Here is a 24790-nt window from a genome sequence, read left to right as displayed (position 1 = left end):
AGGCAGGTACGGGTCATGACTCTTCTGCTCGAGATGCGCGACATCACCAAGGAATTCCCTGGTGTGAAAGCGCTCGACCAGGTGAACCTTCAGGTCCGCGAGGGCGAGATCCACGCCATCTGTGGCGAGAACGGTGCCGGGAAATCGACCCTGATGAAGGTGCTTTCCGGGGTCTACCCCGTGGGCAGCTACGACGGGGAAATCCACTACGATGGCGGACTCGCCGAGTTCAAGACGCTGCGCGACAGCGAGGACAAGGGCATCGTCATCATCCACCAGGAACTGGCGCTGGTGCCGCAGCTCTCGATCGCCGAGAACATCTTTCTCGGCAACGAGCGGCAGACCGGCGGCGTGATCCAGTGGCAGGAAACCTTCCGCCGCACCGAGGAACTGCTGGCCAAGGTCGGCCTGCGCGACGCGCCGGGCACGCTGGTCGACAGCATCGGGGTGGGCAAGCAGCAGCTTGTCGAGATCGCCAAGGCGCTGTCCAAGGACGTGAAGCTGCTGATCCTCGACGAGCCGACGGCCGCGCTGCAGGAGAACGACAGCCGCAAGCTGCTCGACCTGATGCTTGAGCTGAAGGCGCAGGGCGTGACCTGCATCATCATCTCGCACAAGCTCAACGAGGTGCGCTACGTCGCCGACACGGTCACCGTGATCCGCGACGGCATGGCGGTCTCGGAGCTCGACGCCTCGCAGGGGCTGTCGGAGGACCGCATCGTGCGCGACATGGTGGGCCGCGACATGTCGCAACGCTATCCGGACCGCGAGCGCCGCGCCGGTGAGGTGGTCATGGCGGTGAAGGACTGGAACGTCTGGCACCCCGAGCACGCCGAGCGGCAGGTCATCAAGAACATCAACTTCAACGTCCGCGCCGGCGAGGTCGTCGGCATCGCCGGCGTCATGGGCTCGGGTCGCACCGAGCTGGCCATGTCGATCTTCGGCCAGAGCTGGGGCAGGGGCATCTCGGGCGAGGTGAGCTTGCACGGCAAGCCGATCGACGTCTCGAAGGTCGATCGCGCCATCGACGCCGGGCTGGCCTATGTCACCGAGGACCGCAAGTCGCTGGGGCTGATCCTCGACGAGAGCATCCGTTTCAACACCACCCTCGCCAACTTGAATGGCGTCTCCGACAAGGGCGTGCTGAACGAGGCCGAGGAGACCGATGTCGCCGAGCGTTACCGCAAGGCGCTGGCCACCCGCACGCCGACGGTGATGCAGAAGGTCGGCAACCTCTCGGGCGGCAACCAGCAGAAGGTGGTTCTGGCCAAGTGGCTGTTCACCGAGCCCGAGGTGCTGATCCTCGACGAGCCCACGCGCGGCATCGATGTCGGCGCGAAATACGAAATCTACTCGATCATCAACGAGCTGTCCGCCCAAGGAAAAGCCGTCGTGATGATCTCGTCGGAGATGCCCGAACTGCTGGGCATGTGCGACCGCATCTATGTCATGAACGAAGGCGCTTTCGTCGGGGAACTCTCCGCCGAGGAAGCCAGCCAGGAGCGCATCATGTCGCTCATCGTCAGCGAGTGAGAGGGGAGGGGACATGTCCACTCAAACGGCAGAAACCGCAGGGCAGGGCGAGGCACAGGGCCTGAAGCACTACCTGCGCAACCACATGCGCGAATATGGTCTGCTCTTCGCGCTGATCGCCATCATGGTGTTCTTCCAGGCGGTGACCGGCGGCACGCTGATGCGTCCGGTGAACATCACCAACCTGTTCCTGCAGAACAGCTACGTCATCATCATGGCGCTGGGGATGCTGATCGTCATCGTCTCGGGCAACATCGACCTGTCGGTCGGCTCGGTGCTTGGCTTCATCGGCGCGTTGGCGGCGGTGATGATCGTACACTGGGGCTGGTCCGTACCGCTGACCATCCTTGCCTGTCTCGTCGTCGGCGGCCTCATCGGCGCGGCGCAGGGCTACTGGGTGGCCTATTGGTCGATCCCGTCCTTCATCGTGACGCTGGCCGGGATGCTGGTGTTCCGCGGCGCCTCGCTCTGGCTGCTGCAGGGGCAGTCGGTGGGACCGTTCCCGCCGGGCTTCCAGATGCTCTCGACCGGCTTCGTGCCCGATCTCTTCCCGCGCGAGATGACTGCCGGGCTGGCCGAGATTGCCGGGTCGCGCAACTTCAACCTGCTTGCCATGGCCGTCGGCATCGTCGCCGCCGTCGCCATCGTCTGGCTCGGCCTGCGCGAGCGCGCGCGGGACAAGGCCTATGGCATCGAGGGCGAGCCCGCGAACTTCTTCTGGGTGCGCAATGCCATCGTCTGCGGCGCGCTGCTCTTCCTGACCTTCAAGATCGCCACCTTCCGGGGCCTGCCCAACGTGCTGGTCACCATGGGCGTGCTGATCATCATCTACGCCTTCATCACCCAGAAAACGGTGATCGGCCGCCGCATCTACGCGCTCGGCGGCAACCGCAAGGCGGCGAAGCTCTCGGGCATCAAGACCGAGCGTCTGACCTTCCTCGCCTTCGTCAACATGGGCGTGCTGGCGGCGCTGGCGGGGCTGGTCTTCGCCGCGCGCCTCAACACCGCGACGCCCAAGGCGGGCTTCGGCATGGAGCTCGACGTGATCGCGGCGGTCTTCATCGGCGGCGCGTCGATGGCGGGCGGCTCGGGCAAGATCGTCGGCGCGGTGGTCGGCGCCTTCATCATGGGCGTGATGAACAACGGCATGTCGATCATGGGCATCGGCATCGACTACCAGCAGATGATCAAGGGTCTGGTGCTGCTCGCGGCCGTGATCTTCGACGTCTACAACAAATCGAAACAGGGCTGAGCCGCGCGCTCAGCCCCCAATACCAAGCCGCTCTGGAGGCATTCATGTCCGTCAAGGATTTCACCCCCGCCCCCTGGCCGCGCAAGCTGCGCTCGACCCACTGGTACTCGGGCAACTCGCGCGACACGATCTACCACCGCGGCTGGCTGAAGAACCAGGGCTACCCGCACGACCTGTTCGACGGGCGCCCGATTATCGGGATCCTCAACACCTGGTCCGATCTCACCCCCTGCAACGGCCACCTGCGCGAGCTGGCGGAAAAGGTGAAGGCAGGCGTCTGGGAGGCCGGTGGCTTCCCGGTCGAGGTGCCGGTCTTCTCGGCATCCGAGAACACCTTCCGGCCCACCGCCATGATGTTCCGCAACCTTGCGGCGCTGGCCATCGAGGAGACGCTGCGCGGCCAGCCGATTGACGGCGCGGTGCTGATGGTCGGCTGCGACAAGACCACGCCCTCGCTGATGATGGCCGCGGCTTCCTGCGACGTGCCGTCGATCGTGGTGACCGGCGGGCCGATGCTGAACGGCTATTTCCAGGGCGAGCGCGTCGGCTCGGGCACGCATCTGTGGAAGTTCTCGGAGATGGTGAAGGCCGGCGAGATGACGCAGGAGGAGTTCCTTGAGGCGGAGCAGTCGATGTCCCGCTCCTCGGGCACCTGCAACACCATGGGCACGGCGTCGTCGATGGCGTCGATGGCCGAGGCGCTTGGCATGGCGCTTTCCGGCAATGCGGCGATCCCGGCGGTCGACAGCCGCCGCCGCGTGATGGCGCAGCTTTCGGGCCGCCGCATCGTGCAGATGGTCAAGGACGACCTGAAGCCGTCGGACATCCTGACCAAGGAAGCCTTCGAGAACGCCATCCGCACCAATGGTGCCATCGGCGGTTCGACCAACGCGGTGATCCACATGCTGGCGCTGGCGGGCCGGGTCGGCATCGACCTGACGCTCGACGACTGGGACCGCTGCGGCCGCGACGTGGCGACCATCGTCAACCTCATGCCCTCGGGCAAATACCTGATGGAGGAATTCTTCTACGCCGGCGGCCTGCCGGTGGTGCTGAAGCGCCTCGGCGAGAGCGGCCAGCTGCACAAGGACGCGCTGACGGTCTCGGGGCAGAGCATCTGGGACGAGGTCAAGGATGTGGTGAACCACAACGAGGACGTCATCCTGCCGCTCGAGAAGGCGCTGACCCAGCAGGGCGGCATCGCCGTGCTGCGCGGCAACCTCGCGCCAAAGGGCGCGGTGCTGAAGCCCTCGGCGGCCTCGGAGCACCTGCTCAAGCACAAGGGCCGCGCCGTCGTCTTCGAGGACATCGACGACTACAAGGCGAAGATCAACGACGAGGCGCTCGACATCGACGAGACCTGCATCATGGTGCTGAAGAACTGCGGGCCCAAGGGCTATCCGGGCATGGCCGAGGTCGGCAACATGGGCCTGCCGCCGAAGGTGCTGAAGAAGGGCATCACCGACATGATCCGCATCTCCGACGCGCGCATGTCGGGCACCGCCTACGGCACGGTGATCCTGCACACCTCGCCCGAGGCGGCAGCGGGCGGGCCGCTGGCGGTCGTGCAGAACGGCGACATGATCGAGCTTGATGTGGAAAGCCGCCGTCTGCACCTCGACATTCCCGACGAGGAGCTGGCCGCGCGCCTTGCTGCCTGGAAGCCGACGCATGATCTGCCCGGCAGCGGCTATGCCTGGCTGCACCAGAGCCACGTGGAGGGTGCCGACACCGGCGCGGACCTTGATTTCCTCAAGGGCTGCCGCGGCAACGACGTGGGCAAGGACAGCCACTGATGGAGGTCTTCGACGCCCGGACCTGCGCGCTTGGCGAGGGGGTGCTCTGGCATCCCCTGCGCGAGGAGCTGTTCTGGTTCGACATCACCGGCAGGCGGCTGCTGTCGCACCATCCGGCCACCGGGCACACCCGCGCCGTGCCGCTGACCGACATCTGTTCGGCGGCCGCCTGGATCGACCACGACCGGCTGCTGATCGCCTCCGAGACCGGGCTCTGGACCTATGACCTGGCGCGCGGGGTCTTCGGGCACCTCGCGGACCTCGAAAAGGACAATCCGAACACCCGGTCGAACGACGGGCGGGCGGATCCCTGGGGCGGCTTCTGGATCGGCACGATGGGCAAGAGCGCCGAGCCCCATGCGGGCGCGATCTACCGCCATCACGGCGGCGAGCTTCGCACCATTGCGGACGGCATCAGCATCCCCAACGCGCTCTGCTTCGATCAGGCGCGGGGCTGCGGCTATTTCGCCGACACCGACGCACGCCTCTTGTTCAAGGTGCCGCTGGACGCCGCGGGCTGGCCCACCGAAGCGCCTGAGGTTTTCGTCGACTTCGGTCTTGCGGGGCTTAGCCCTGACGGCGCAGTGACGGATGCCGCAGGCACGCTCTGGGTGGCGCTCTGGGGCGAGGGGGCGGTGATCGAGGTCTCGCCCGATGGCAGGCTTGGGGCGCGCCACGAGATGGACGCGCCGCACAGTACCTGTCCGGCCTTCGGCGGGCCGGAGTTCACCACGCTCTACTGCACCACCGCGACGCAGGGCCTCGGTCCCGACGCGCTGGCCGAGGCACCGCAGTCCGGCGCGGTCTTTTCCGAGCTCGGCGCGGGGCAGGGCAAGGCGGAGCCCGCCTTCATACTCGACACGGGAGACGCCTGATGAGCGATCCGATCCAGCTTGGCCTCGTCGGCCTTGGCACCATCGCGCGCAACCAGCACTTGCCCTCGCTCGAGGATGTGCCGGCGCTGCGACTGGCGGCCATCGCCAGCCGTCACGCCGGGCATGAGACGCTGCCGTCCTACCACGACGTGGTTGAGATGCTGGCCAAGGAACCGGGCCTGCAGGCGGTTTCGCTCTGCACCCCGCCGCAGGGGCGTTTTGCCCAGGCGGTGGCGGCGATCAACGCCGGCAAGCACGTGATGCTGGAGAAGCCACCGGGCGCCAGCGTCTCGGAGGTCGAAGGGCTGGCGCGGCTGGCGCGCGAAAAGGGCGTGACGCTCTTTGCCACCTGGCACTCGCGCGAGGCGGCGGCGGTCGAGGATGCGCGGGCTCTGCTTGCCGAGGCCACGATCCGGCGCGCGAAGATCACCTGGAAGGAAGACGTGCGCCACTGGCACCCGGGGCAGGAATGGATCTGGCAGCCGGGCGGACTCGGCGTCTTCGATCCGGGCATCAACGCGCTGTCGATCCTGACCCGCATCCTGCCCGAGCCGGTGCACCCGGTGGCGGCGCATCTGGAGGTGCCCGAGAACAAGCAGGCACCGATTGCGGCGAAGCTCGATATGCAGACCGCCTCGGGCGCGCCCGTGCAGGCCGAGTTCGACTGGCGGCAGACCGGACCGCAGACCTGGGACATCCTCGTCGAGACCGACGGCCCCGACATTCTGTTGCGCGAGGGCGGGGCAAAGCTCTTTGTCGGTGGCGAGGAACGGATCTCGGCCGAGGATCGCGAGTACCGCCGGCTCTACGCCCGCTTTGCCGAGTTGATCGCGGCGGGCGAGTCCGATGTCGATCTCTCGCCGCTGCAGCTGGTGGCCGATGCCTTCCTGCTGGGTGCGCAGACCCGTGTCGAGGCGTTCCATGACGATCCCTGAGCGCCATTCCTTCGGCCACGTGCGCAGCAGCACCCCGGTCGAGCGCATCGTGCTCCGCGCGGGCGGGGTGAGCGCCGAGGTGCTCACCTACGGGGCCACGCTCATGTCGCTGCGCGTGCCCGACCGCGAAGGCCGGGTGGATGACATCGTGCTCGGCTTCGACGACCTGCAGGGGTATCTCGACCATCGCATGTTCTTTGGCGCTTCGGTGGGACGCGTGGCGAACCGCATCGCGGGCGGGCGTTTCACGCTCGACGGGCGCGACTACCAATTGGCGCAGAACGAAGGCGAGACCACGTTGCACGGCGGGCCGGACGGGTTCGACCGGCGCAACTGGGCGGTGTCCGAGCTTGGGGATTGCTCGGTGACGCTCGAGATGGTCAGCCATGCGGGGGATCAGGGCTTTCCGGGGGCCCTTACGGCGCGCGCCATCTACGCGCTGCGCGAAACCTCCGCGGGGCCCTGCCTGAGCCTCTCCTACGAGGCCGAGACCGACGCGCCGACGCTGGTGTCGATGACCAACCACAGCTTCTTTGCGCTTGCAGGGCTGTCGGCGCTGCCGGACCGCCCGCGCTCGGCGCTGGAGTACCGGCTGAAGGTGCCCGCCGCGCGCTACCTGACGGTCGACGAGCAGCTCATCCCAACTGGCGTCGCGCCGGTCGGAGCCAGCCCCTTTGATTTCCGCGAGGGGCGGCAACCGCTCACCGCGATGCGCTCGGGGGCGCTTGAGGGTTATGACCATTGCCTGTGCCTCGACTCCGGAGAGATCGAGCTGCATGACCCGACCAGCGGGCGGCTGATGCGGATGAGCACGAACCTGCCGGGACTGCAGGTCTACACCGGTAATTTCCTCGACGGCTCGGTGCCATCAAAGGGCGGCTATGCCGCGCGCAAGCACGATGCCATCTGCCTCGAGCCGCAGATCTGGCCCGATGCGATCAACATGCCGCAAAGCTGGGGCGCGCAGAGCCCGGTGCTGCGACCGGGCGAGGTCCGGCGCGCCGAGATGAGCTTTACCTTCGGTATCCGCTGAGGCACCGCGCCCGATTGACACCGGGGCGGGGTCCGGCAAGTCTGCGCCATGCTCTTGTGCCGGACATATCGCGATGCGCGCCTCGTGGTGGTGGGTCTGATGACCCTCGCGCTGCTGCTTTGGCTGCCGACGATGAGTTTTGCCCATGCTGTGCCGATGAGCGCGCAGCCTGTCGTGTCAGCCGAACAGAACCAGGCGGGCGGCCAGGGCCACACGGCGGACCATTGCTGCCATGAGCAGGCGGCCTGCGCCTCGGCGCTGATCCTCGTTGAAAGCTCCGCACCCGCAGCGCCTGCGGCACTTCGGCTCGCAAGAGTCGAGCCGAGGCCAATGCAGATCGTCTCCTTCCAGCCCGTCGCCGATCCTCCGCCGCCGCGAGTCTGACCCGGTGCCGGCCCTTCCCGGCCCTTCCGGATTTCAGACAAGGATCAAGACATGACCAAGAAGACCTACTTTCTTGCCGGCGCGGTAATCGCGGCCGGTCTCGGCGGCTATGCAGCCTGGCGTGCGGCGCAGGAGCCCGTCGCCACTGCTACAGGCGAAGGTGCCCCACTTGTCGAGGTGGCGCTGCCGGCGGCGCTGTCGCCGCAGGCACAGCTCGGCAAGCAGGCTTTCGATGCCGTCTGCGCCGCCTGCCACGGCGAGAACGCCACGGGCCGCATGGGCATGGGCCCGCCGCTGGTGCACGTCATCTACGAGCCGTCGCACCATGCCGACATGGCTTTCTTCGTGGCAGTGCAGAACGGCGTGCGGGCGCATCACTGGAGGTTCGGGGACATGCCCCCGCAGGGTGGGCTGACACAGGGCGACGTGACGGCCATCATCACCTATGTGCGCGAACTGCAGAGGGAAAACGGCATAGACTGACCCAGTCGGGGGCTGGGGTGACCGACCCGCGCGGCCGCAGGATGGCCGCGCTACCCCGGCGTCTCTCCACCGGTGGTCACGGCGTTCAGTTCGGCGGATCTTTGCCGCAACTTATGCACTAGACCCTAGGGAAGTATTCGCGCTTTCTTTTCATGCAAACCCGTGTTCCCATTGTCGCGGGATGCGCAAACAAAGACGTGGGTAACATGAGTTCGACTCGTTACGCGAAGCTCTTGATCGATTCAGCTGACAGTCTGGCAGAGACACGCACGGCGCAGGACGCCTGGGATGCGGCGGTGAAGATCTGCCGCCGGATCGGCGCCAAGGACGTGAATTGCGGTGCCATCATGCGCGACTCGCGCGAGTTGGCCTGGCTGCGAAGTTCCATGGATCCGCGCTGGTTGCGGGCGTACCATCAGGCGCGGTTCTACGAAGTCGATGCGATCCTCGATGCCTGCAAGGCGGGCACACCGCAGCAGTTCGTCGATGTCCCGCGGCACTTCTCCGCGGCCCGCACGAGCCGGCGGCGCGACATGTTCGGCTGTCTGCTCGACTTCGAGTATCGCTACATCCTCGCCCAGACCTGGATCACCGGAGAGACGGAGAGGACCGTGGTGCTGAGCTGCGAAGACGACCCGAAGGATCTCTACGGGCGGGGCACCGAACGGGCGTTCCGCGCGATCTCGGCCATGTTGAGCTTGGCCATCCTGCCGCCAGGAGACGAGATGGCTCAGGATTGGGCCTGCGGGTCGCCTTGGTCGCGGCTCAGTGCCAAGGAGCGCGATGTGCTGAGCTATCTCGCGCATGGGATGGAAGTGCATGAAATCGCCGAGCGTTTCGTGATCACCGAAGAGCAGGCCAGGCGGCGGTTGCTCAGCGCGTGCCGGACGCTGGGTGTCGCGGCACCGGAGCAGGCGCTTTCGCTCGCGATGGCGCGCGGTGTGCTGTCCCTGTGACCGCGGACCCTCTGCGCTGAACCTTGGGTGCAGCGGCGAATGCCATGTGGGCGCTCTGCCAGGGAAATAGACCGTCCAGACGGGCCGGGCTCAATTTCCTGAGTGTTCACCTTTGGCATTCAGTGGCTTGCCTTTCGTTGACCTTAGGTTAACAAAAGGCAAAAGACAGGTGTCGGCCCTTGGTCCTCCTGTCCGAGTTCGCAGGGTGGGAGTTTGGGAATGCTGGGGGCCACGCGCTACGCGAACCTGATGATCGACACGGCCGACCGACTGGCCTCGGCCCGAACCCCCGAGCAGGCATGGTACTCCGCAGCGGAGATTTGCCGGACCATCGGTGCGCAGGCCCTGAACGCGGGGGCGGTGATGCGGGACTCGCGCGAATTTGTCTGGGCGCGCAGCAGCATGGCACGGTCCTGGTTGCGGGAGTACGAGGAGGCCGCGCTCTATCGGGTTGATCCGTTTCGCGCCGCCGCCGTTACTGGCAAGGTCACCAGGCATGTTTCGGTGGAAGATCAGTTTCCGGGCCAGGATGAGCCCCGGCTGAGGCAACTGCGGAGTCTCGGACTTGCCCACAACTATCGCCACGTGGTGAGCCATCTCTATCGCCAGGGAGCGACCGAGCAGGTGGTGGTGCTGATCTGCGAGCAAGACCCTGCGTCGCTGTTCGGGCCCGGAACGCTGCGAGCGTATTCCGCGATCTCTGCGATGATTTCCCAGGCGATCCGTCCGCCGGGCTTAGGGGACGCCGAGGACCGCTTCTTCGGACTGGCCTGGCCGACGCTCACGTCCGAGGAGCGAGCGGCGCTGAGCTACTGCGGCGTGGGCATGGCTCCGGATCAGATCGCCGAACGGCTGGTGGTCCCGCAGGAGGACGCGAGTTCCGTGCTGTGGCGCGCCTGTCGGAAGCTGCGCGTGGACAGCGTGCCGCAGGCGGTCGCGATCGCCATGGCGCGCGGCGCGCTGGACCTCTAGCCCCGCGCGCCGCCGCCATTTGCGGTGTGCTGTGCCTCAGCGGCCCTTGATCTGCACCGTGAAGCTGGTCTGCGCGCCCGACGGCGGCGCAGGGAAGGGAGAAGCGCTGCGCACCACCCGCAAGGCCGCCTGGTCCAGCGCGGCCGAGCCGGAACTGCGCGCCACCGAGACTCCTGCCAGCCCGCCACTGCCCGACACGCGGAAGGCGATGACCGCCGCACCACGCGCGTTCACCCGTGGCCGTGGCACACGCGACAGCTTGCGCATTACCTGGCCGGGATAGTTGCTGGCGGCGGCATTGCCCGCCTCGCGCGCCTGTCCGCCGCTGCCTGACGTGGCCGAGCTGCCCCCAGCACGGCCCGTGGCGGCCCCTGCGGTGGCATTCTGCTCGGCGTTGCCCTGCGGGCGGGCGGCCTGTTGGCGCGGCTCGGGGGTCGGTTCCGGCTCACGCTGCGGCTGCGGCGCAGGGGCCGGCTCCGGCGGGCGCTTGGCGATCTCGGGATCGCGCAGCTTTGGCCGCTGCGACTGCTCGGGGGCGGTTTCGGTGACTTCCTCCGGCTCCTGCTCTTCGGCCTCCAGCGGTTCTTGCTCGGGGGCCTCGGCGGTGAGCGTCTCGGGCTCAGGCTGCACGGGCTCCGCAACCTCCGGCTCGGCGGATTCGACCGTCTGCGGCGGCTGTGCCTCGAGAACCTCCGGTTGCTCCTCGGGCTCGGTAGGTTCCATCGGGACGACCGGCAGAACCGCCTCCGCCTCCAGCGGCGGGACCACTGGCAGCGCGGCGACCTGCTGGTCGATCGGCTCGGCCTCGGTCGGGGTTACCGGCTGAGGCGCCACCGTCTGCGCCGGTTGCACGGTCTCGGGCTGCACCTGTTCCGGCTGATCGGGCTGCACCGTCTCGGCGGTGTCTTCCACCGGGTCGGCGCTGATCGTACCCACGGCCATGTCGGCAAAATCTGTGCCGAGCGCGAGGTCGCTGCCACCCGACATGCCCTCCATCTCGGCCTGCTCCATCGGCGGCATCACCGCCAGCAGTGCGCCGCCATGGGCAGTGATCGCCAGCACCGCCGCGGCGAGCTTCACCTTGCGAGAGGATGCGATCATTCGAGCCCCCTTTCGGTGACGATCATCACCTTCTCGGCTCCCGCGGCGCGCAGGGCACGGCCGATCTCCACCAGCTTCGCGGCGGGCAGGTCGCGGTCGGGCACGATGCGGGCGAGGGTCATTGCCTCGGCGCCAAGCGCCTCGAGAAAGGCTTCCGGCGCATCGATCGCTTCGCCCCGCACGGACATGGAGCCATCGGCATTGATCACCAGCGCATCGGCTGGGGCCGCGCCCTCGAGATCGGCGGTGTGCACAAGGTTCAGCGCCGGATCGAGCGGCCGGGCGACGGTGCCGGCGACGAGGAAGAAGACGAGCATCAGAAAGACGATGTTGATCAGCGCGATCGTCGGTTCGCGTTCGGTTTTCTGTTTCCTGCGGCGCATCACGATGCTCCCAGAACCGTGGCGCGGAAGCCGCTGACGCCGCGCAGGGCGACCAGCAGATCCGTCAGCCGTTGCGAGGAGACCTCACCGCGCAGCGCCACGATGAGCGGCTGCGGCGCGGCCTCCGCCTCTGTATCGCCCCGGGTCTCCGCCAATTTGGCCGGCAGTTCCTCGAGGGTCATCTCGGCGCCATTGAGTCGGAGCGACTCGGGCGCGAGCTGCAGGAACAGGGGCCTGGCATCCGAGGCCGCGGCCCCGGAGCCTGCGGCTGCCAGTTCCACCTCGGCGAAACGGGTGAAGGTCGAGGTCAGCATGAAGAAAAGCAGCAGCAGGAAGATCACGTCGATGAGCGAGGTCATCGACAGCTTCCGCCGCCGGCGGGTCTTACGCATGGCGCGCGGCACCCTCGGCCTGCAGGGCCTCCGAACCGGTGCCGGTCGGCGACAGGATGGTGTGCACCGCACGCTCGGCCAGAACCCGCTCGGATTCCATGCGCGCCTCGAACCAGCTTAGGATGACGGCGGTGGGCATGGCGACCACGAGGCCGACGGCGGTGGTCAGCAATGCTACCCAGATGCCACCCGCGAGGATCGACGGATCGACCTGGCTGCCGGCGTCCTGCAGCGACTGGAAGGCCGAGATCATGCCGAGAACCGTCCCGAAAAGGCCCAGCAGCGGGGCCAACTGCGCCACGGAGTCGAGCAGCCGAAAGCCCTTCTCGAGCCGGGCAAAGCGTGTCTCGGCCTCGGCCTCGAGCCGCGCCGGGTCGGTCTGGCCCGACATGGCCATGTCGATCACCGGGCGAAGGTAGGAGCGCGAGCGGTTCAGCGCCTCGCGCGCAGCGGTGCGGTCGCCGCGGTCCCAGGCCTTCACCGCTTCGCGCAGCGCGGCGTGGCGGCCGACGCCAGAGGCGGCGAATTGCCAGAGCTTGTAGAGCACCACCGCCAGCGTCAGCAGCGAGATGGCGACCAGCAGCAGAACCACCGGTCCGCCGAGGTCCGCGATGCGGCGGATGCCGTCCAGGATCATGTCGATCATCCGATCACCTCCACGTCGCTGCGCGATTTCAGTTCGAGCCCCTTGGTGCAGAGGTCCGACTCCGCGCCGCCCGCCTCGCAGCGGTTGGCGCCATTGATGAGAATCTGTCCGAGCCCGTCGCAGCCGGTGCCGGGCACCACGAATTGCCGCACGCGCGGCCTGCCTGCGGGCAGGGCGCCGAAATCGAAGAGGGTCAGCCGGTCGACCTGCCCCTCGGTGTCGAGCAGCACGGTCTCATAGACCGCCGCGTCGATGTCGGTGTCATGGCCGTTTTGGATGAGGAAGCTCAACTGGCATCCCGACTCGACGCTCTTGGTGGTGTTGAGTTCCAGAGAGAGGGTGCCGGCGGCACCCGTGTCCTGGGCGGCGACCGGCAGCGGCAGCAACGCGAGAATCGGCAGGGTCATGCGGAGAATACGCAAAACAAGGGTCTCCTGACTTTTGCTAGAAAGGCTTGCCCTCGGGTCACCGGAGGCTGGCATGCGCGGGGAGATGTGACTCCATTCTTCCCCTATGTGTCACGAACGCAAGGGATGCTCAATACCTGACTAAATCGATACAGAATATCCGGGTGGCTGGGCGTGGATAGGCGCAGGTGATCGAGACGGCCACCAGTTTCTCAACATTCTGGCGATTTCGGCTAACATTAATGACCTGACCGGCGTTGTTGCAAAACCTGCGCCGGTGAGGATTCACAGCTGGAATCCAGCAAGTTAGTAGGGCGTCATGCCGAAGCCGAAGCCGAAGCCGAAGCCGAAGCCGACGCCAACCCGCTACCGCACCACGAACTGGTCCGCCTACAATGCCGCGCTGCGCAAGCGCGGTGAGATGCTGATCTGGTTCGACAATGACATGACGTGGCTCGCGCCGCACGACGGTCGCGCCGGCAGGCCACCGGTTTTCTCCGATGCGGCGATCCAGTTCTGCTTGTCCACTGCCCGTCAGGGCCTTGTGAAACAAGGTCCCGAAAGGGGATCAAGGTTCTGTTCAGGCTCCCCCTGCGACAGACCGCAGGGATGGTCGCCGGGCTCTTGCAGCAAGCAGGGCTCGACTGGCCCGTTCGGGACGCATCTACGCTCTGCCGCCGGCAGAAAACCCTGGCGGTGCAGACCCCCTATCGCCGCGCCGATGGCCCGCTCAACCTGCTCGTGGACAGCACCGGCATCAAGTTTCTCGGCGATGGTGAATGGCAGGCCCGCAAGCACGGCGTGCAGGGCCGCCGCCAGTGGCGAAAGGTTCATCTCGCCATGGACCCCGCCACGTCAGACATTCGGGCCGTGGAGTTTACGCCGAGCCGGGACGGGGACAGTCCGGTCCTGCCCGAGCTGCTCGATCAGGTGCCTCAGGACGAACCAATCGGCACGGTGACGGCTGATGGCGCTTACGATCCGGGGCTCCGCCCGTTCAGGGCTGAATTGATCCACTGGATCAATTCCGGGACGCCCTTCACCCCGCCGCTGTCACACCGCCGTCCTCGAACGCGATGCCGTCCCGATCATTCCGATCCGCAAGAACGGCAGGCCCTGGAAGGACGACGGTCCGGCGGCCAAAGTCCGAAACGAGACCCTGCCCGCCACGCGTCACTACGGCAGGGCGTGCTGGAAGCGCTGGACGGGCTACCCTATCCGAAGTCGCATCGAGGCGAAAATGCGGGGCTTCAAAGCTTTCGGCGAACGGAGCGCTGCAAGAGACCCAGACCGCCAAATCGCCGAAGTTCAAATCCGCATCGCCCTCATGAACCGCTTCAACGCCCTCGGCACCGCCGAGATCGTCCGCGTGGCCTGACGTCAGCGGGGAAAGGGGCAGTCACGCCTCAGGCCGGGGTCGTGCAACAACGCCTCGCATCGTTGGCAAAAACCCTATGGCGGGCGTGGCTGTCCGCGCGCACATAAACCTGTGCGATGGCGCACTTACGCTAACCAAACAGTGACTGCGGCTCTCTTAACTTCACAAATTCGCTCCTATAGGCATCGCCTTAGGGAGGGCGACAAATGGGCGCAGTTTGTGCCCCCTGCAACCAAAGGATTTTATCGTGTTAGCAAGAACAGGCGGCGCCATTGCGGCGCTCCTCGGGCTGTCACTGCTTTTCTACGGCGGCCGTCTCGCGCTCGCCGGCGGCAGCCCCTTCTACGTACTCATGGCTCTCGGCCTGCTTGCCTCCGGTATCCAACTGCTTCGCAGACGTCAGAACGGTCTGTGGATTTATGCGCTCACCCTCGCCGCGTCCTTCGTCTGGACGCTGTTCGAGGTCGGCTTTGACAAGTGGCAGTGGATCCCGCGGGGCGCTCTGATCGCCTTCCTCGGCGTGCTTCTCGCGCTTCCCTTCGTGGTGAACGGGCTGATCGACCGCCCGGAAAAGACCTGGCGGCCCTCGGCCAAGAGCGGCCCCTTCGCCCTGCGCGCCACGCTTGCCGTGATCATCGTCCTTGGCGTGGTCTCCTGGTTCGTGGACCCCATCGTGATCAAGGGTGATCTTGAGCAGGTCGCGGAAGCGGGCGACCCCGATGTCGATCCCAGCGGTGTTGCCTACCCTGCCGACGACTGGGTGGCCTATGGCGGCACCAACCTCGGCCAGCGCTATTCGTCCCTGTCGGACATCAACACCTCGAACGTCGCGGATCTCGAAGTCGCATGGGAACACCACACCGGCGACCTGCGTGTCGCCGCAGAGGATTCCGGCGAGTACACCTTCGAAGCGACGCCGCTCAAGGTGAACGGCCTTCTTTACTTCTGCACCCCGCACAACATCGTGCAGGCGCTGGATCCGGAAACCGGCGAGCTGGTCTGGTCCTTCGACCCGCAGATGCAGCGAGACCCGCAGTACCAGCACCAGATGTGCCGCGGCGTGGGCTACAGTGACGTGACCGCGACGCAAGCGCCGACCGACAATGATCCGGACCGCTCTGCCGCCATCGAGGCCGCCGTCGCCGAATGCCCGCGTCGTGTCGTGGCCACCTCGGTCGACAATCGTCTTTTTGTGATGAACGCCGATACCGGCGCGCTCTGCGAAACCTTCGGTGAGGACGGCTTCGTCGACCTGACCGACAAGCAGCCGAACCTGCAGCGGACCGCACTGATGCAGACGGCCGCGCCGCTGGTTGCGGGCAACCTCGTCATTCTCGGCGGTTCGATCGCCGACAACTACTACAACGACAACCCCTCGGGCGTTGTGCGTGCCTATGACGTGCGCACCGGGGAACTTGTCTGGAAATTCGATTCCGGCAATCCCTACGGCGATACCGCGCCGCTGGCCGAAGGCGAGTTCTACGAGCCCAACTCGGCCGTCGCATGGGCGCAGTTCTCGGCGGATGAATCGCTGGGTCTTGTCTATGTGCCGTTCGGCAACATGTCGCCCGACCAGGTCGGCTTGCGCCGTGACGAAATCGACGAGATGATGAACGACAGCCTCGTCGCGCTGGACATCAAGACCGGCGAGATGAAGTGGCACTTCCAGACCACCCATCACGACCTGTGGGACCGCGACAACCCCTCGCAGCCGGTGCTGATGAACCTGCCGCATGACGGCGAGGATGTGCCCGCTCTGCTGCTGCCCACCAAGATCGGCAACATTTTCGTGCTCGACCGCCGCACCGGCGAGCCGATCATGCCGGTCACGGAAGTCCCGGTGTCGACCGAGACCAATATTCCGGGTGAGCAGCTGTCGCCGACGCAGCCGGTTTCGGCGCTGAACTTCACCGCCGCGCCGCTGACCGAGGCCGACATGTGGGGCACCACCCCCTTCGACCAGATCCAGTGCCGCCTAGCCTATCGCGAAGCGCGCTACGACGGCAATCCCTGGACCCCGCCCGAAGTCGGCACCGCCGGTTCGCTGGTCTTCCCGGGAAATATCGGCGTGTTCAACTGGGGCTCGGTCGCGGTCGATCCGGTCAACCACTGGATGATCGCCACCCCGCAATGGATCAGCCACCACTACAAGCTGTTCGAGCGTGAAGGCGACGATCTGAACGCGTCGGTCTTCAACAGCGACGCGCCTGCTGGCGAAAGCAATCCGGGCAACGAGAACCTGGGCGGTCGCTATGCCGTGCAGATCAAGAAGTTGTTCTCGGCGCTTCAGGTGCCGTGCAACGCGCCGCCGTGGGGCTCCCGCGTGGGCGTCGATCTGACCAATGGGGAAACCGCCTGGAAATGGCGCAACGGTTCCGTCAAGGGTCAGAAGTTCCTCGGGGTGAAGTTCCCGTTCGCGCTCGAGATGGGCATGCTGGCCCATGGCGGTTCGCTGACCACCGCAGGCGGTCTGGCCTTCCTCGGCGCGACGCTCGACGACGCGATCCGTGCCTTCGACATGAAGACCGGCGAGACGCTGTGGAAAATGCCGCTGCCCGCCGGTGGCCAGGCCACTCCGATGACCTACCGCGGTGAGGATGGTGCCCAGTACATCGTCATCGCAGCGGGCGGTCACGGCACGCTCGGCACCACGATGGGCGACTCGGTCATCGCCTATAAGCTGCCGAACTGATCACGCAGCGCTCCGGGGGCCCAGGTCCCCGGGGACATCGTAAAATGAAAAAGGGCACGCTGCGGCGTGCCCTTTTTTCTGTGCAGGTACAGCGGGGACCGCGGGCCCGGACCTAGCCTTCGCGGGCCACCTCTCGCAGCTCGTCCGATAGCTCAGCAAGGGCCGTGTAGAAGCGCGGCGCGCGGCGCCGTTCCATACCGATGCCGGGAAGGTCGGGGGTTACCTCGCGCAGGATGCGCCCGGGCCGGGGTTGCATCAGCAGGATGCGATCTCCGAGTGCGAGCGCCTCGTCCACCGAGTGGGTGACCAGCACGAAGGCCCGGCCCTCGACGCCGGTCTGCCTCAGCAGCTCTTCCTGCATCTGCTCCCGCGCCAGCGGGTCGAGGTTCGCGAAGGGCTCGTCGAGCAGCAGCAGCGGCACGTCCATGGCCAGCGCCCGGGCCAGCGCCAGCCTCTGCTTCTGCCCCCCAGAAAGAGCGCCGGGCCAGTCCTCCAGCCGCGCGCCCAGTCCCAGCCGTTGCAGCAGATCGGCAGCACGCTCGCGGCGCTCTGCCTTGGGCCGCCCCGCCAACACCAGCTCGACGTTCTCGCGCACCCGGCGCCACGGCAGCAGCCGGGTGTTCTGGAAGATCAGCGCCGCGCCGCGCCCGGCGACGGGGGGGCGTCCATCCAGCAAAAGCTGCCCCTCGCATATGGGCAGCAATCCCGCCATGAGCCGCAGCAGGGTTGTCTTGCCGCAGCCCGACGGCCCGAGGATCACGAGCCGTTCCCCGGCACCGACCTCAACGGTCAGATCCGTGAGGACAGGGCCATCGCCGTGGTCGTGCCCAAGGCCGCGCAGGCTGAGCAGCGGCGCACTCATCGACTGACCGGATCAGCCAGATCCGAGACCCCTTCCTGCTCCAGCACGGCGTCCATCGGGCCGAAGGCCGTCCAATCCTCAAGCTCCACGCGGAACGGCAGATCCTCGCCATCCTTGCGCTTGTACGGCTGCCCGAGGCTGCGCATCGCATAGAACAGCTCATCAACCTGAAGGCCGCCGTTCACCGTCCAGCTGTCTTGATAGGTTTCCGCCAGCGCCTCGAGCGTTTCGCGGTCCACGTCAGGACGCACAGCGGCCATGTCCTCGACCCATTTTTCGGGCGTTGCGGCGTAGTCGCGCGCCGCCAGTGTGAGGGCCGTCAGCACCTTGTGCAGATCCTCGCCCCGCTCTGCCAGAACGGCCTCGGGAACCACGTCGACCTTGCTGACGATGGGCACCTGACGGAAGAACTCGCCGACATCGACCAGCGTATCGAACTCCTCGTGGCCGGGCATGGAGAGGAAGGTGCCGATCGAGACCGTCGTCGCGTCGATCCGGCCCGCACCAAGCGCCTGCGCCCGCACCGAAGGCGCGCCAAGCGGCATGAGGTTGAGCGTATCGAAGTTCACTCCGAAGTTTTCGATCACGATGCCCGACAGGTCGTAGTCGAGGCTGTGCATCCGGCCGACGCCATAGTTGGAGCCGGAGAGCTCGTCGACTGTCAGGCCCTTGCGCCCCACGATCATGAAGGGAATGGACTTGTCGGTGGAATGCACGGCGACAAGATCGTCACCCCCCTCGGCATGCAGCGCCAGCAGGCTTTCGACTGAGATATTGGCCATCTCGCCACCGCCGGACCGCAGCGCGGCCACCGCCATCGGAGTTTGGGCCGCGGGCACGAGTTCGACATCGACCCCCTGCGCGTCGAAGTAGCCTGCGCTTTCAGCCAGGAACATCACCGAATTGGGCACCAGCGGTGCCTCGGTCGAGGTGACGATGATGCGGAAAGGCGCCGCCAGCGCCGGCGTGGACAGAAGCGACAGGCCGACAGCGAGGAGGGAGGGCTGAAACTTGGTGAACATGGTGTCTTTCTGGGATCAAATTGTCAGTGGGACCGGCGCCGCTCCGGCGGCGGAGTGAGCAGGTGCTCGATCCAGGTCAGGATGCCAGTCGTGCCGGCTCCGATGATGGCGAAGATGACGACGACGGCAAAGTAGCTGTCCATGCGGTAGCTGTTGCCGAGCGACTGCAGGAGCGCGCCAAGACCCGTCATCGCGGTATAGAGCTCGGCAATTACGGTGGCCACGAGGCCGGCGATCGCCGCTAGCCGCAGGCCCGCCATGAGCGAGGGCAGCGCGGCGGGCAATACGATGTGGCGCAGTCGGGTCAGTGCGCCCATGCCATAGCTGCGCCCCATCTCGATCAGCTCTGGATCGGTGCCGCGCACACCCGCCTCGGTGGCGATGAGCACGGGCATCAGTGCAGCGAGCAGCACAATGAGGACCTTGGCTTCGGCCCCGAGCCCCACCATCAGGATGATGAGCGGAACAAGCGCAACGACGGGCGTTGCCGCCAGACCATGGCTGAAGGGCGACAGCGTCCGGCCCAGCGTGCGACACAGCCCCAGCAGCAGGCCCGCAGGAATACCGATCAGCGCAGCGGCGCCGATGCCCCAGAGATAGACGGAAAGCGTCTCCCACAAAGCGATCAGGAGCTTCCGCCGGTCATCGGTGAGCATCAGGAATAGCGCGCGCAGCGTCAGATAGGGGCCGGCGAAATAGCCGTCGGGAATGCCCTTCGCCAACGCCGACCACAGCAGCAGCAGAAGCGGCACCAGCAGCAGGCGCAGCCAGACGTGGCGCGGAACCTTGGCCAGCCATGCAAGGTCGCTGGCAGCCTGGCGTAATTCGGTCTTCAAAGGAGAGATGATTGCCTCACACGTCCTGAAAGGTGGCGCGAACAGCGGTAGCCAAATGGGTCCGTGCGCTGGTAGCCGCTACCGCTCGCTATAGCGGCATCGGGCCAATATCAATCCGCTTGCCCCTTGGCTGCGGGCCAGATGGAGGGATTGTGAGCGGAAAAGAGGCGCTATTCCTCCTCCGGGTGAGAGGGATCCTGTCCTGCAAATCCCTCAGGTGAGATCGGTCGCGTGCGGAAGTCCGGCGCCATCCGTTGGCGCACGGCGCACTGGCCAGACCATAGAGCCTCGCTGAGACACCTTGGCTTCCTCTCGACCCGGTTCGATCGGGAGATGGCTTGAAACGTGGGCAGAGGCGGCACGCGTCGCCATCCCGAGACTTTCTTCGACCGCACCATCCACGCATGCCCCACTCTGGAAGCGATGTTCGGGCAGCCGCCCTGTCAGGCCATCGGCCTGGTTGCGAGCCTGATTGAGATGGCCGGGCTCGACGGGTCGGCGCTGGACCATCAACGCCAGATCGCCGTGAGGCACGGACGTGGTGCGGATCCTGTATCGATGCTCTGGTCAGCCGCTGAACCTGTTGATCCCCTCTCGGCACATTGCTTCGCTATGCCCCGCGCGGCAGTGGATAGCACCGGCATCCGCTTTCTCAAGGGCCGCGACCGAAGCCTTCGCCTGAAGCGAGCAAGGGGAGGGGGCGTAAGGCCCGAAGCCCGTCGTCGCGCAACGAGCCCGTTCCTAGGTGCCAAGCCGTCATCCTTCACTGCTGAACGAGATCTCTTCCGCGATGTACTCGGCATATTGCGCAAATGTCTGGGGCCCGAGCTTCGCACAGGGCAGTGTGAAGCCGATCGAGGCACCGGCGAATACCCCGTTCGTGAAGATCGGCACCGAGATACCGGCAACACCGGGAATCAACTCGCCATTGTCGATGGCGTACCCGCGTTCCCGGGTTTGGGCGATCAGCTCCCGAATGCGGGCTTCGGTCAGGTTGGGATAGCCGGCGTATCGTTCAAGATTGGCGCTGATGATGAAATTCTGCTCATCTTCATCCAACTGAGCCAGCATTGCGATAGAGCCCGGGCCAACGCCGAGCGGCACCGAACCGCCAATCGAGCCGGTCAGGGTCGGAACGATGGACTCGCCGTCGCGGCGGTCGAGACAGACGGAGTCGTGATTCAGCCGAGCCATCAGGTGGACGGTGTCCGTTGTGCGCTTGCGCAGCCGCGTCAAAGCCACATCGCAGCGGCTGATCAATCCCGGCCCGCGTGCAGCCTTCACGCCGTAGATCGACATGCGGGCCCCGAGCCTGTAGCGGCGCTTCCTGTCCTCGCGTGAGAGCAGCTTGTGACCAACCAACGTCGTCAGGATGCGGTGACAGGTCGCGTCGTTCAGACCGGAGGCCTCGGTCAGCTCCTTCAGGGTCAGGCCCTGGACGCCAGCATCGGCGACGAGGTCCAGCAGCAGAACGGCGCGATCGAGCAATTGCGATCCACCGCCCGAATTCGTTGCACTTGTACGGGTCATAACGGAAATTCCGGCTATTAGTTCTCATATTATGAGAAACATATGTTGGTACGCTTGTATAGTGAGAAATTTTGATCTGTGTGCGTCGTTACGTCACCTCGGTCCGTGAGGAGACGCTTGAAACACCAACAGGGAATACACTTATGTTCAAGTCCATCGGGTTCGCCCTGCTCGCCAGCACCGGTCTTCTGACTGCGAGCGCCGTCTGCGCCGACACGCTCGACACGATCAAGGAACGCGACAAGCTGGTCGTCGGGGTGAAGACCGACTACGCCCCCTATGGCTACCTGAATGATGACGGCGAGATCGTCGGATTCGAGATCGAGTTGGCCAAATATGTCGCCAAGGAACTCCTGGGGTCCGAGGAAAAAATCGAGCTGGTGCCGGTTGTCGCGTCGAACCGCATCGACTTCCTCGCCTCGGGGCGTCTGGACGTCATTTTTGCGACCCTCGGCATCTCTGCCGCGCGCGACGAGGTGATCGATTTCACCACCCAGTATGTCAGCGCCGCCGGTCCGTCGATCCTCGCGCCCGAGGCCTCGAAGCTGACCGAATGGGAGCAGTACGAAGGTCGCCCCGTCTGCGGCATCCAGGGTTCGTACTTCAACAAGAAGATGACCGAAGAGTTCGGCATGAACCTGATTGCGTTCAAGAGCCAGACCGAGGCCTATCGCGCGCTCAAGGATAACCGCTGCGTCGGCATGGTCTTCGACGACATGACCCTTCGTCTGAAGACGCTCGAGCCGGAATGGACCGACTACAAGATCGCGGCGCAGCCCTACGAATTCGCCCCCATGGGCGGTGGTGTGCGTGAAGGTGATACCGTCCTGAAGGAAGCAATCGACAAGGCCATCCACAAGGCGGAAGGCGAAGGCAAGCTGATCGAGTGGGAAGCGGAATTCAACATGCCGGCTTCGGAGTACATCGCCGAACGGGCAAAGACCGCAGGCGCCGAATAAGTCTCCCATTCCCGAACTTGAGGACAGCTCTTGCTTGATCTCGATTATTCATGGCTCGCCGACCCTGCTTACCAGAGCTGGTTGGTTGTAGGTGTGATCAACACCCTGAAACTGGCGGCGATCTCTTCGATCGCCGCTACCCTGATCGGAATGCTTGGGGCTCTTGCTCTGACGCTGCGGATCGCCTGGCTCGACGCATTGATCGAGCTCTTCGTCGAAGTGTTCCGCAACACGCCGCCGCTGCTGCAGATGCTCTTTGCCTATTTTACCCTCTCGACGCTGGGCTTGCAGGTCACCGACCCGGACACCGGGCTTTCAATGCCGCTCCTGAGCGCCTTCGCCTGTGCCGCGATCTCGTTGAGCCTGTTCGGCGGGGCACTCGCGATCGAGGCCTTCCGGTCGGGCATCGAAACGATGCCGCGCGCCATCATCGAAGCGGGTCAGGCGCTGGGCTACAGCCGCTGGGCACGATTCTGGCGCATCGAGGCCCCCATCGCCACGCGGATCAGTCTTCCCGCGCTGACCAACATCCTGAGCAACCTGTTCAAGACGACGTCGCAGGCCTCGGTGATCACGGTGCCGGAGCTGATGTATTACGCCGGGCAGATCTACAACGACAACTTCCGCACCATGGAGGTCATGATCCTGGTGCTGGTGATTTACGTCACGCTCGTCTCGATCCTGACTTACCTGATGGCACGGCTTGAACGCTGGATGGCGTTCCCCGGATACGGAAAGGCCGCATCATGATGACCGCACAACTTTCCTATGACGCCAAGAAGAAGTCTGTTCTGTTCTTGCTCGCGGCCGCGGTCGTCGTTTGGATTATCGTCGATGCCGCAACTGGCGGTGACGAACACTGGGCGCGTGTGGGCGTGCGTCTGCCTCTGCTGTTGACCGGATCTGGCGATGGCTGGCCGGTCACCGGCGGGTTCATCCTGAACGTCCTTCTGTCGATCGCCTCCATGGCGGTGGCGACCGCGCTCGGCACGATCATGGGCATCGCCACATTGGCGCAGCGCGCCGTGATCCGTCTGCCGGCCTTCCTGGTGATGAACTTCCTGCGGAACTCGCCCTGGCTCGTTCTGCTGTTCGCGATGCTTTACATCATCCCCTACGAGATCAGGGTCTTCGGCATGGTGATCCCCTTCCCACCCTTCATGAAGGCGGTGATCGGGCTTGCATTGCCGACGGCGGCGAACTTCTCCGAGGTCATTCGTGGCGCGGTGCAGTCGATCCACAGTGGTCAGTGGGAGGCGGCACGGTCGCTCGGCTACTCGACCCGACAGATCTACATGCACGTCATCCTCCCGCAGGCGTTTCGGCGCATGATCCCCGGCTGGATGAACCTCTACGCCCTGCTGATGATCGCCACGGCGCTAGCAACCGTGACCGGGATTCAGGACGTTCTGACAATTCTGAACACTTCACTCGCGATGGAAAGCGAGCGCGCGCTCGTCTACTTCTATCTCACCGTACTCTTCATGTTCTTTGCCTACTGCTACCCGATCGCTGTCTTCGCACGCCGTTTGGAACGGGCAGTGAAGGGAGACAATATATGACCCATCCCGAAGCTCTCATCGAGATCAAGGACATCCACAAGTCCTTCGGTAAGTTCAACGTTCTCAACGGTATCGACCTGACCGTCCGCAAAGGCGAAGCTGTCTGCATCATCGGCCCTTCGGGCTCTGGCAAGTCGACGATCCTGCGCTGCATGAATGGGCTGATGCCAATCGACCGAGGTACGATCCGCGTCGGTCAGCACCAGGTTCATTCGCTGAAGACGGAGAAGGCGATGCGCCCGCTGCGCCATCAGGTCGCGATGGTGTTCCAGCAATACAACCTCTTCCCGCACAAGACCGCGCTGGAAAACGTGATGATGGCGCCGATTCAGGTGCTGGGCCATGATCGCGCCGAGGTTGAGGACCGCGCACGCAAGCTTCTCGACAAGGTTCGGCTGGGCCACAAGGCCGACAGCTATCCCGGCCAACTGTCGGGCGGCCAGCAGCAGCGTGTCGCCATCGCGCGCGCGCTTGCAATGCAGCCCGATGTCATCCTGTTCGACGAGGTCACGGCCGCGCTTGACCCGGAAACGGTGAAGGATGTGCTGTTCAACATCCGCGAACTGGTGGAGGAAGGTCTGACCTGCGTGCTGGTCACCCATGAGATGGGTTTCGCGCGCGAAGTCTCGCACCACGTCTGCTTCACCGACCACGGCAAGATCGTCGAGGATGCGCCACCGGCGGAATTCTTCGCCAATCCGCGCGATCCCCGGACCCGGGAATTCCTGGGACAGGTTCTCTGAAAGCCATTTCCGTCGCGGTCCGATCGGACCCGACAGAAGTCACAAAAATCGGTTCCGC

General features: G+C 65.4%; 25 protein-coding genes and 1 pseudogene. 17 read left to right on the top strand and 9 right to left on the bottom strand.

The window, feature by feature from the left end:
- Positions 1-15 precede the first annotated feature (15 nt).
- From mmsA to BM397_RS08505, 10 genes are all read left to right on the top strand, one after another.
- Positions 16-1533: a multiple monosaccharide ABC transporter ATP-binding protein gene (mmsA, locus tag BM397_RS08550; RefSeq protein ID WP_092422923.1), complete on the top strand. Its 1518-nt coding sequence runs from the start codon at positions 16-18 to the stop codon at positions 1531-1533.
- Positions 1534-1546: 13 nt separating this feature from the next.
- On the top strand, positions 1547-2785 hold the full coding sequence (gene mmsB / locus BM397_RS08545) for a multiple monosaccharide ABC transporter permease (RefSeq protein WP_092422921.1): 1239 nt from the start codon (positions 1547-1549) through the stop codon (positions 2783-2785).
- 44 nt (positions 2786-2829) lie between these two features.
- Positions 2830-4581: an L-arabinonate dehydratase gene (araD, locus tag BM397_RS08540; protein ID WP_092422919.1), complete on the top strand. Its 1752-nt coding sequence runs from the start codon at positions 2830-2832 to the stop codon at positions 4579-4581.
- The gene (locus BM397_RS08535) at positions 4581-5456 is read left to right on the top strand and encodes an SMP-30/gluconolactonase/LRE family protein (RefSeq protein WP_092422917.1); all 876 of its coding nucleotides are present in this window, start codon (positions 4581-4583) and stop codon (positions 5454-5456) included. Before araD ends, BM397_RS08535 begins: the two co-directional genes overlap by 1 nt.
- The gene (locus BM397_RS08530) at positions 5456-6391 is read left to right on the top strand and encodes a Gfo/Idh/MocA family protein (RefSeq protein ID WP_092422915.1); all 936 of its coding nucleotides are present in this window, start codon (positions 5456-5458) and stop codon (positions 6389-6391) included. Before BM397_RS08535 ends, BM397_RS08530 begins: the two co-directional genes overlap by 1 nt.
- Positions 6378-7424, top strand: coding sequence for an aldose epimerase family protein (locus BM397_RS08525; RefSeq protein WP_092422914.1), 1047 nt, complete (start codon positions 6378-6380; stop codon positions 7422-7424). The genes BM397_RS08530 and BM397_RS08525 overlap by 14 nt, the downstream gene beginning before the upstream one ends.
- A 99-nt stretch (positions 7425-7523) precedes the next feature.
- Positions 7524-7808 (top strand): hypothetical protein, encoded by a 285-nt coding sequence (locus BM397_RS08520; RefSeq protein WP_143015357.1) that lies wholly within the window; start codon positions 7524-7526, stop codon positions 7806-7808.
- A gap of 51 nt (positions 7809-7859) precedes the next feature.
- Positions 7860-8291, top strand: coding sequence for a c-type cytochrome (locus BM397_RS08515; RefSeq protein WP_092422911.1), 432 nt, complete (start codon positions 7860-7862; stop codon positions 8289-8291).
- A gap of 206 nt (positions 8292-8497) precedes the next feature.
- On the top strand, positions 8498-9247 hold the full coding sequence (locus tag BM397_RS08510; protein ID WP_092422909.1) for a helix-turn-helix transcriptional regulator: 750 nt from the start codon (positions 8498-8500) through the stop codon (positions 9245-9247).
- A 219-nt stretch (positions 9248-9466) separates the two neighbouring features.
- Positions 9467-10219 (top strand): helix-turn-helix transcriptional regulator, encoded by a 753-nt coding sequence (locus BM397_RS08505; RefSeq protein WP_092422907.1) that lies wholly within the window; start codon positions 9467-9469, stop codon positions 10217-10219.
- A gap of 36 nt (positions 10220-10255) precedes the next feature.
- Here BM397_RS08505 and BM397_RS08500 read toward each other — a convergent pair whose 3' ends face one another.
- Genes BM397_RS08500 through BM397_RS08480 form a run of 5 tightly spaced genes read right to left on the bottom strand, consistent with a single transcriptional unit; the run spans position 10256 to position 13118 of the window.
- The gene (locus tag BM397_RS08500) at positions 10256-11320 is read right to left on the bottom strand and encodes an energy transducer TonB family protein (RefSeq protein WP_092422905.1); all 1065 of its coding nucleotides are present in this window, start codon (positions 11318-11320) and stop codon (positions 10256-10258) included.
- Positions 11317-11703 carry an ExbD/TolR family protein gene (locus tag BM397_RS08495; protein WP_092422903.1) on the bottom strand — a complete coding sequence of 129 codons (387 nt, stop codon included), beginning with the start codon at positions 11701-11703 and terminating at the stop codon, positions 11317-11319. The genes BM397_RS08500 and BM397_RS08495 overlap by 4 nt, the downstream gene beginning before the upstream one ends.
- A complete protein-coding gene (locus BM397_RS08490) occupies positions 11703-12095 on the bottom strand; it encodes a biopolymer transporter ExbD (RefSeq protein WP_092423265.1) in 393 nt (130 codons plus the stop codon). The genes BM397_RS08495 and BM397_RS08490 overlap by 1 nt, the downstream gene beginning before the upstream one ends.
- Positions 12088-12741 (bottom strand): MotA/TolQ/ExbB proton channel family protein, encoded by a 654-nt coding sequence (locus BM397_RS08485; protein WP_092422901.1) that lies wholly within the window; start codon positions 12739-12741, stop codon positions 12088-12090. Before BM397_RS08485 ends, BM397_RS08490 begins: the two co-directional genes overlap by 8 nt.
- On the bottom strand, positions 12738-13118 hold the full coding sequence (locus BM397_RS08480; RefSeq protein ID WP_369678441.1) for a hypothetical protein: 381 nt from the start codon (positions 13116-13118) through the stop codon (positions 12738-12740). Before BM397_RS08480 ends, BM397_RS08485 begins: the two co-directional genes overlap by 4 nt.
- Here BM397_RS08480 and BM397_RS29945 point away from each other — a divergent pair.
- The 3 genes and pseudogenes from BM397_RS29945 (at position 13063) to BM397_RS08470 (ending at position 17218) form a co-directional block, all read left to right on the top strand.
- Positions 13063-13179, top strand: coding sequence for a hypothetical protein (locus BM397_RS29945; RefSeq protein ID WP_369678440.1), 117 nt, complete (start codon positions 13063-13065; stop codon positions 13177-13179). The genes BM397_RS08480 and BM397_RS29945 overlap by 56 nt on opposite strands.
- 288 nt (positions 13180-13467) lie before the next feature.
- Positions 13468-14526, top strand: a pseudogene (locus BM397_RS08475) (IS5 family transposase).
- Between the two features lie 247 nt (positions 14527-14773).
- Positions 14774-17218, top strand: coding sequence for a membrane-bound PQQ-dependent dehydrogenase, glucose/quinate/shikimate family (locus BM397_RS08470; RefSeq protein ID WP_092422897.1), 2445 nt, complete (start codon positions 14774-14776; stop codon positions 17216-17218).
- A gap of 112 nt (positions 17219-17330) precedes the next feature.
- Here BM397_RS08470 and BM397_RS08465 read toward each other — a convergent pair whose 3' ends face one another.
- From BM397_RS08465 to BM397_RS08450, 4 genes are all read right to left on the bottom strand, one after another.
- On the bottom strand, positions 17331-18080 hold the full coding sequence (locus BM397_RS08465; protein ID WP_092422895.1) for an ABC transporter ATP-binding protein: 750 nt from the start codon (positions 18078-18080) through the stop codon (positions 17331-17333).
- A complete protein-coding gene (locus BM397_RS08460; protein WP_092422893.1) occupies positions 18077-19102 on the bottom strand; it encodes an ABC transporter substrate-binding protein in 1026 nt (341 codons plus the stop codon). The genes BM397_RS08465 and BM397_RS08460 overlap by 4 nt, the downstream gene beginning before the upstream one ends.
- A 23-nt stretch (positions 19103-19125) precedes the next feature.
- Positions 19126-19938 carry an ABC transporter permease gene (locus tag BM397_RS08455; RefSeq protein ID WP_092422891.1) on the bottom strand — a complete coding sequence of 271 codons (813 nt, stop codon included), beginning with the start codon at positions 19936-19938 and terminating at the stop codon, positions 19126-19128.
- Between the two features lie 756 nt (positions 19939-20694).
- Positions 20695-21468, bottom strand: coding sequence for an IclR family transcriptional regulator (locus BM397_RS08450; RefSeq protein ID WP_092422889.1), 774 nt, complete (start codon positions 21466-21468; stop codon positions 20695-20697).
- Between the two features lie 143 nt (positions 21469-21611).
- Between BM397_RS08450 and BM397_RS08445 the strand changes: the two genes are divergently transcribed.
- From BM397_RS08445 to BM397_RS08430, 4 genes are read left to right on the top strand one after another with little or no spacing between them, the layout of a single operon-like run.
- Positions 21612-22427 carry a transporter substrate-binding domain-containing protein gene (locus tag BM397_RS08445; protein ID WP_092422887.1) on the top strand — a complete coding sequence of 272 codons (816 nt, stop codon included), beginning with the start codon at positions 21612-21614 and terminating at the stop codon, positions 22425-22427.
- Positions 22428-22457: 30 nt separating this feature from the next.
- Positions 22458-23177 carry an amino acid ABC transporter permease gene (locus BM397_RS08440; RefSeq protein WP_092422885.1) on the top strand — a complete coding sequence of 240 codons (720 nt, stop codon included), beginning with the start codon at positions 22458-22460 and terminating at the stop codon, positions 23175-23177.
- Positions 23174-23989, top strand: coding sequence for an amino acid ABC transporter permease (locus tag BM397_RS08435; RefSeq protein WP_218124857.1), 816 nt, complete (start codon positions 23174-23176; stop codon positions 23987-23989). Before BM397_RS08440 ends, BM397_RS08435 begins: the two co-directional genes overlap by 4 nt.
- Positions 23986-24732, top strand: coding sequence for an amino acid ABC transporter ATP-binding protein (locus BM397_RS08430; RefSeq protein ID WP_092422883.1), 747 nt, complete (start codon positions 23986-23988; stop codon positions 24730-24732). The genes BM397_RS08435 and BM397_RS08430 overlap by 4 nt, the downstream gene beginning before the upstream one ends.
- The last annotated feature ends 58 nt before the right edge of the window (positions 24733-24790 follow it).

Source organism: Alloyangia pacifica (assembly GCF_900116195.1).
GTDB lineage: Bacteria > Pseudomonadota > Alphaproteobacteria > Rhodobacterales > Rhodobacteraceae > Salipiger > Salipiger pacificus.
Note: the sequence above shows the minus strand (reverse complement) of the source record. Positions and strands in the feature narration are given on the sequence as shown.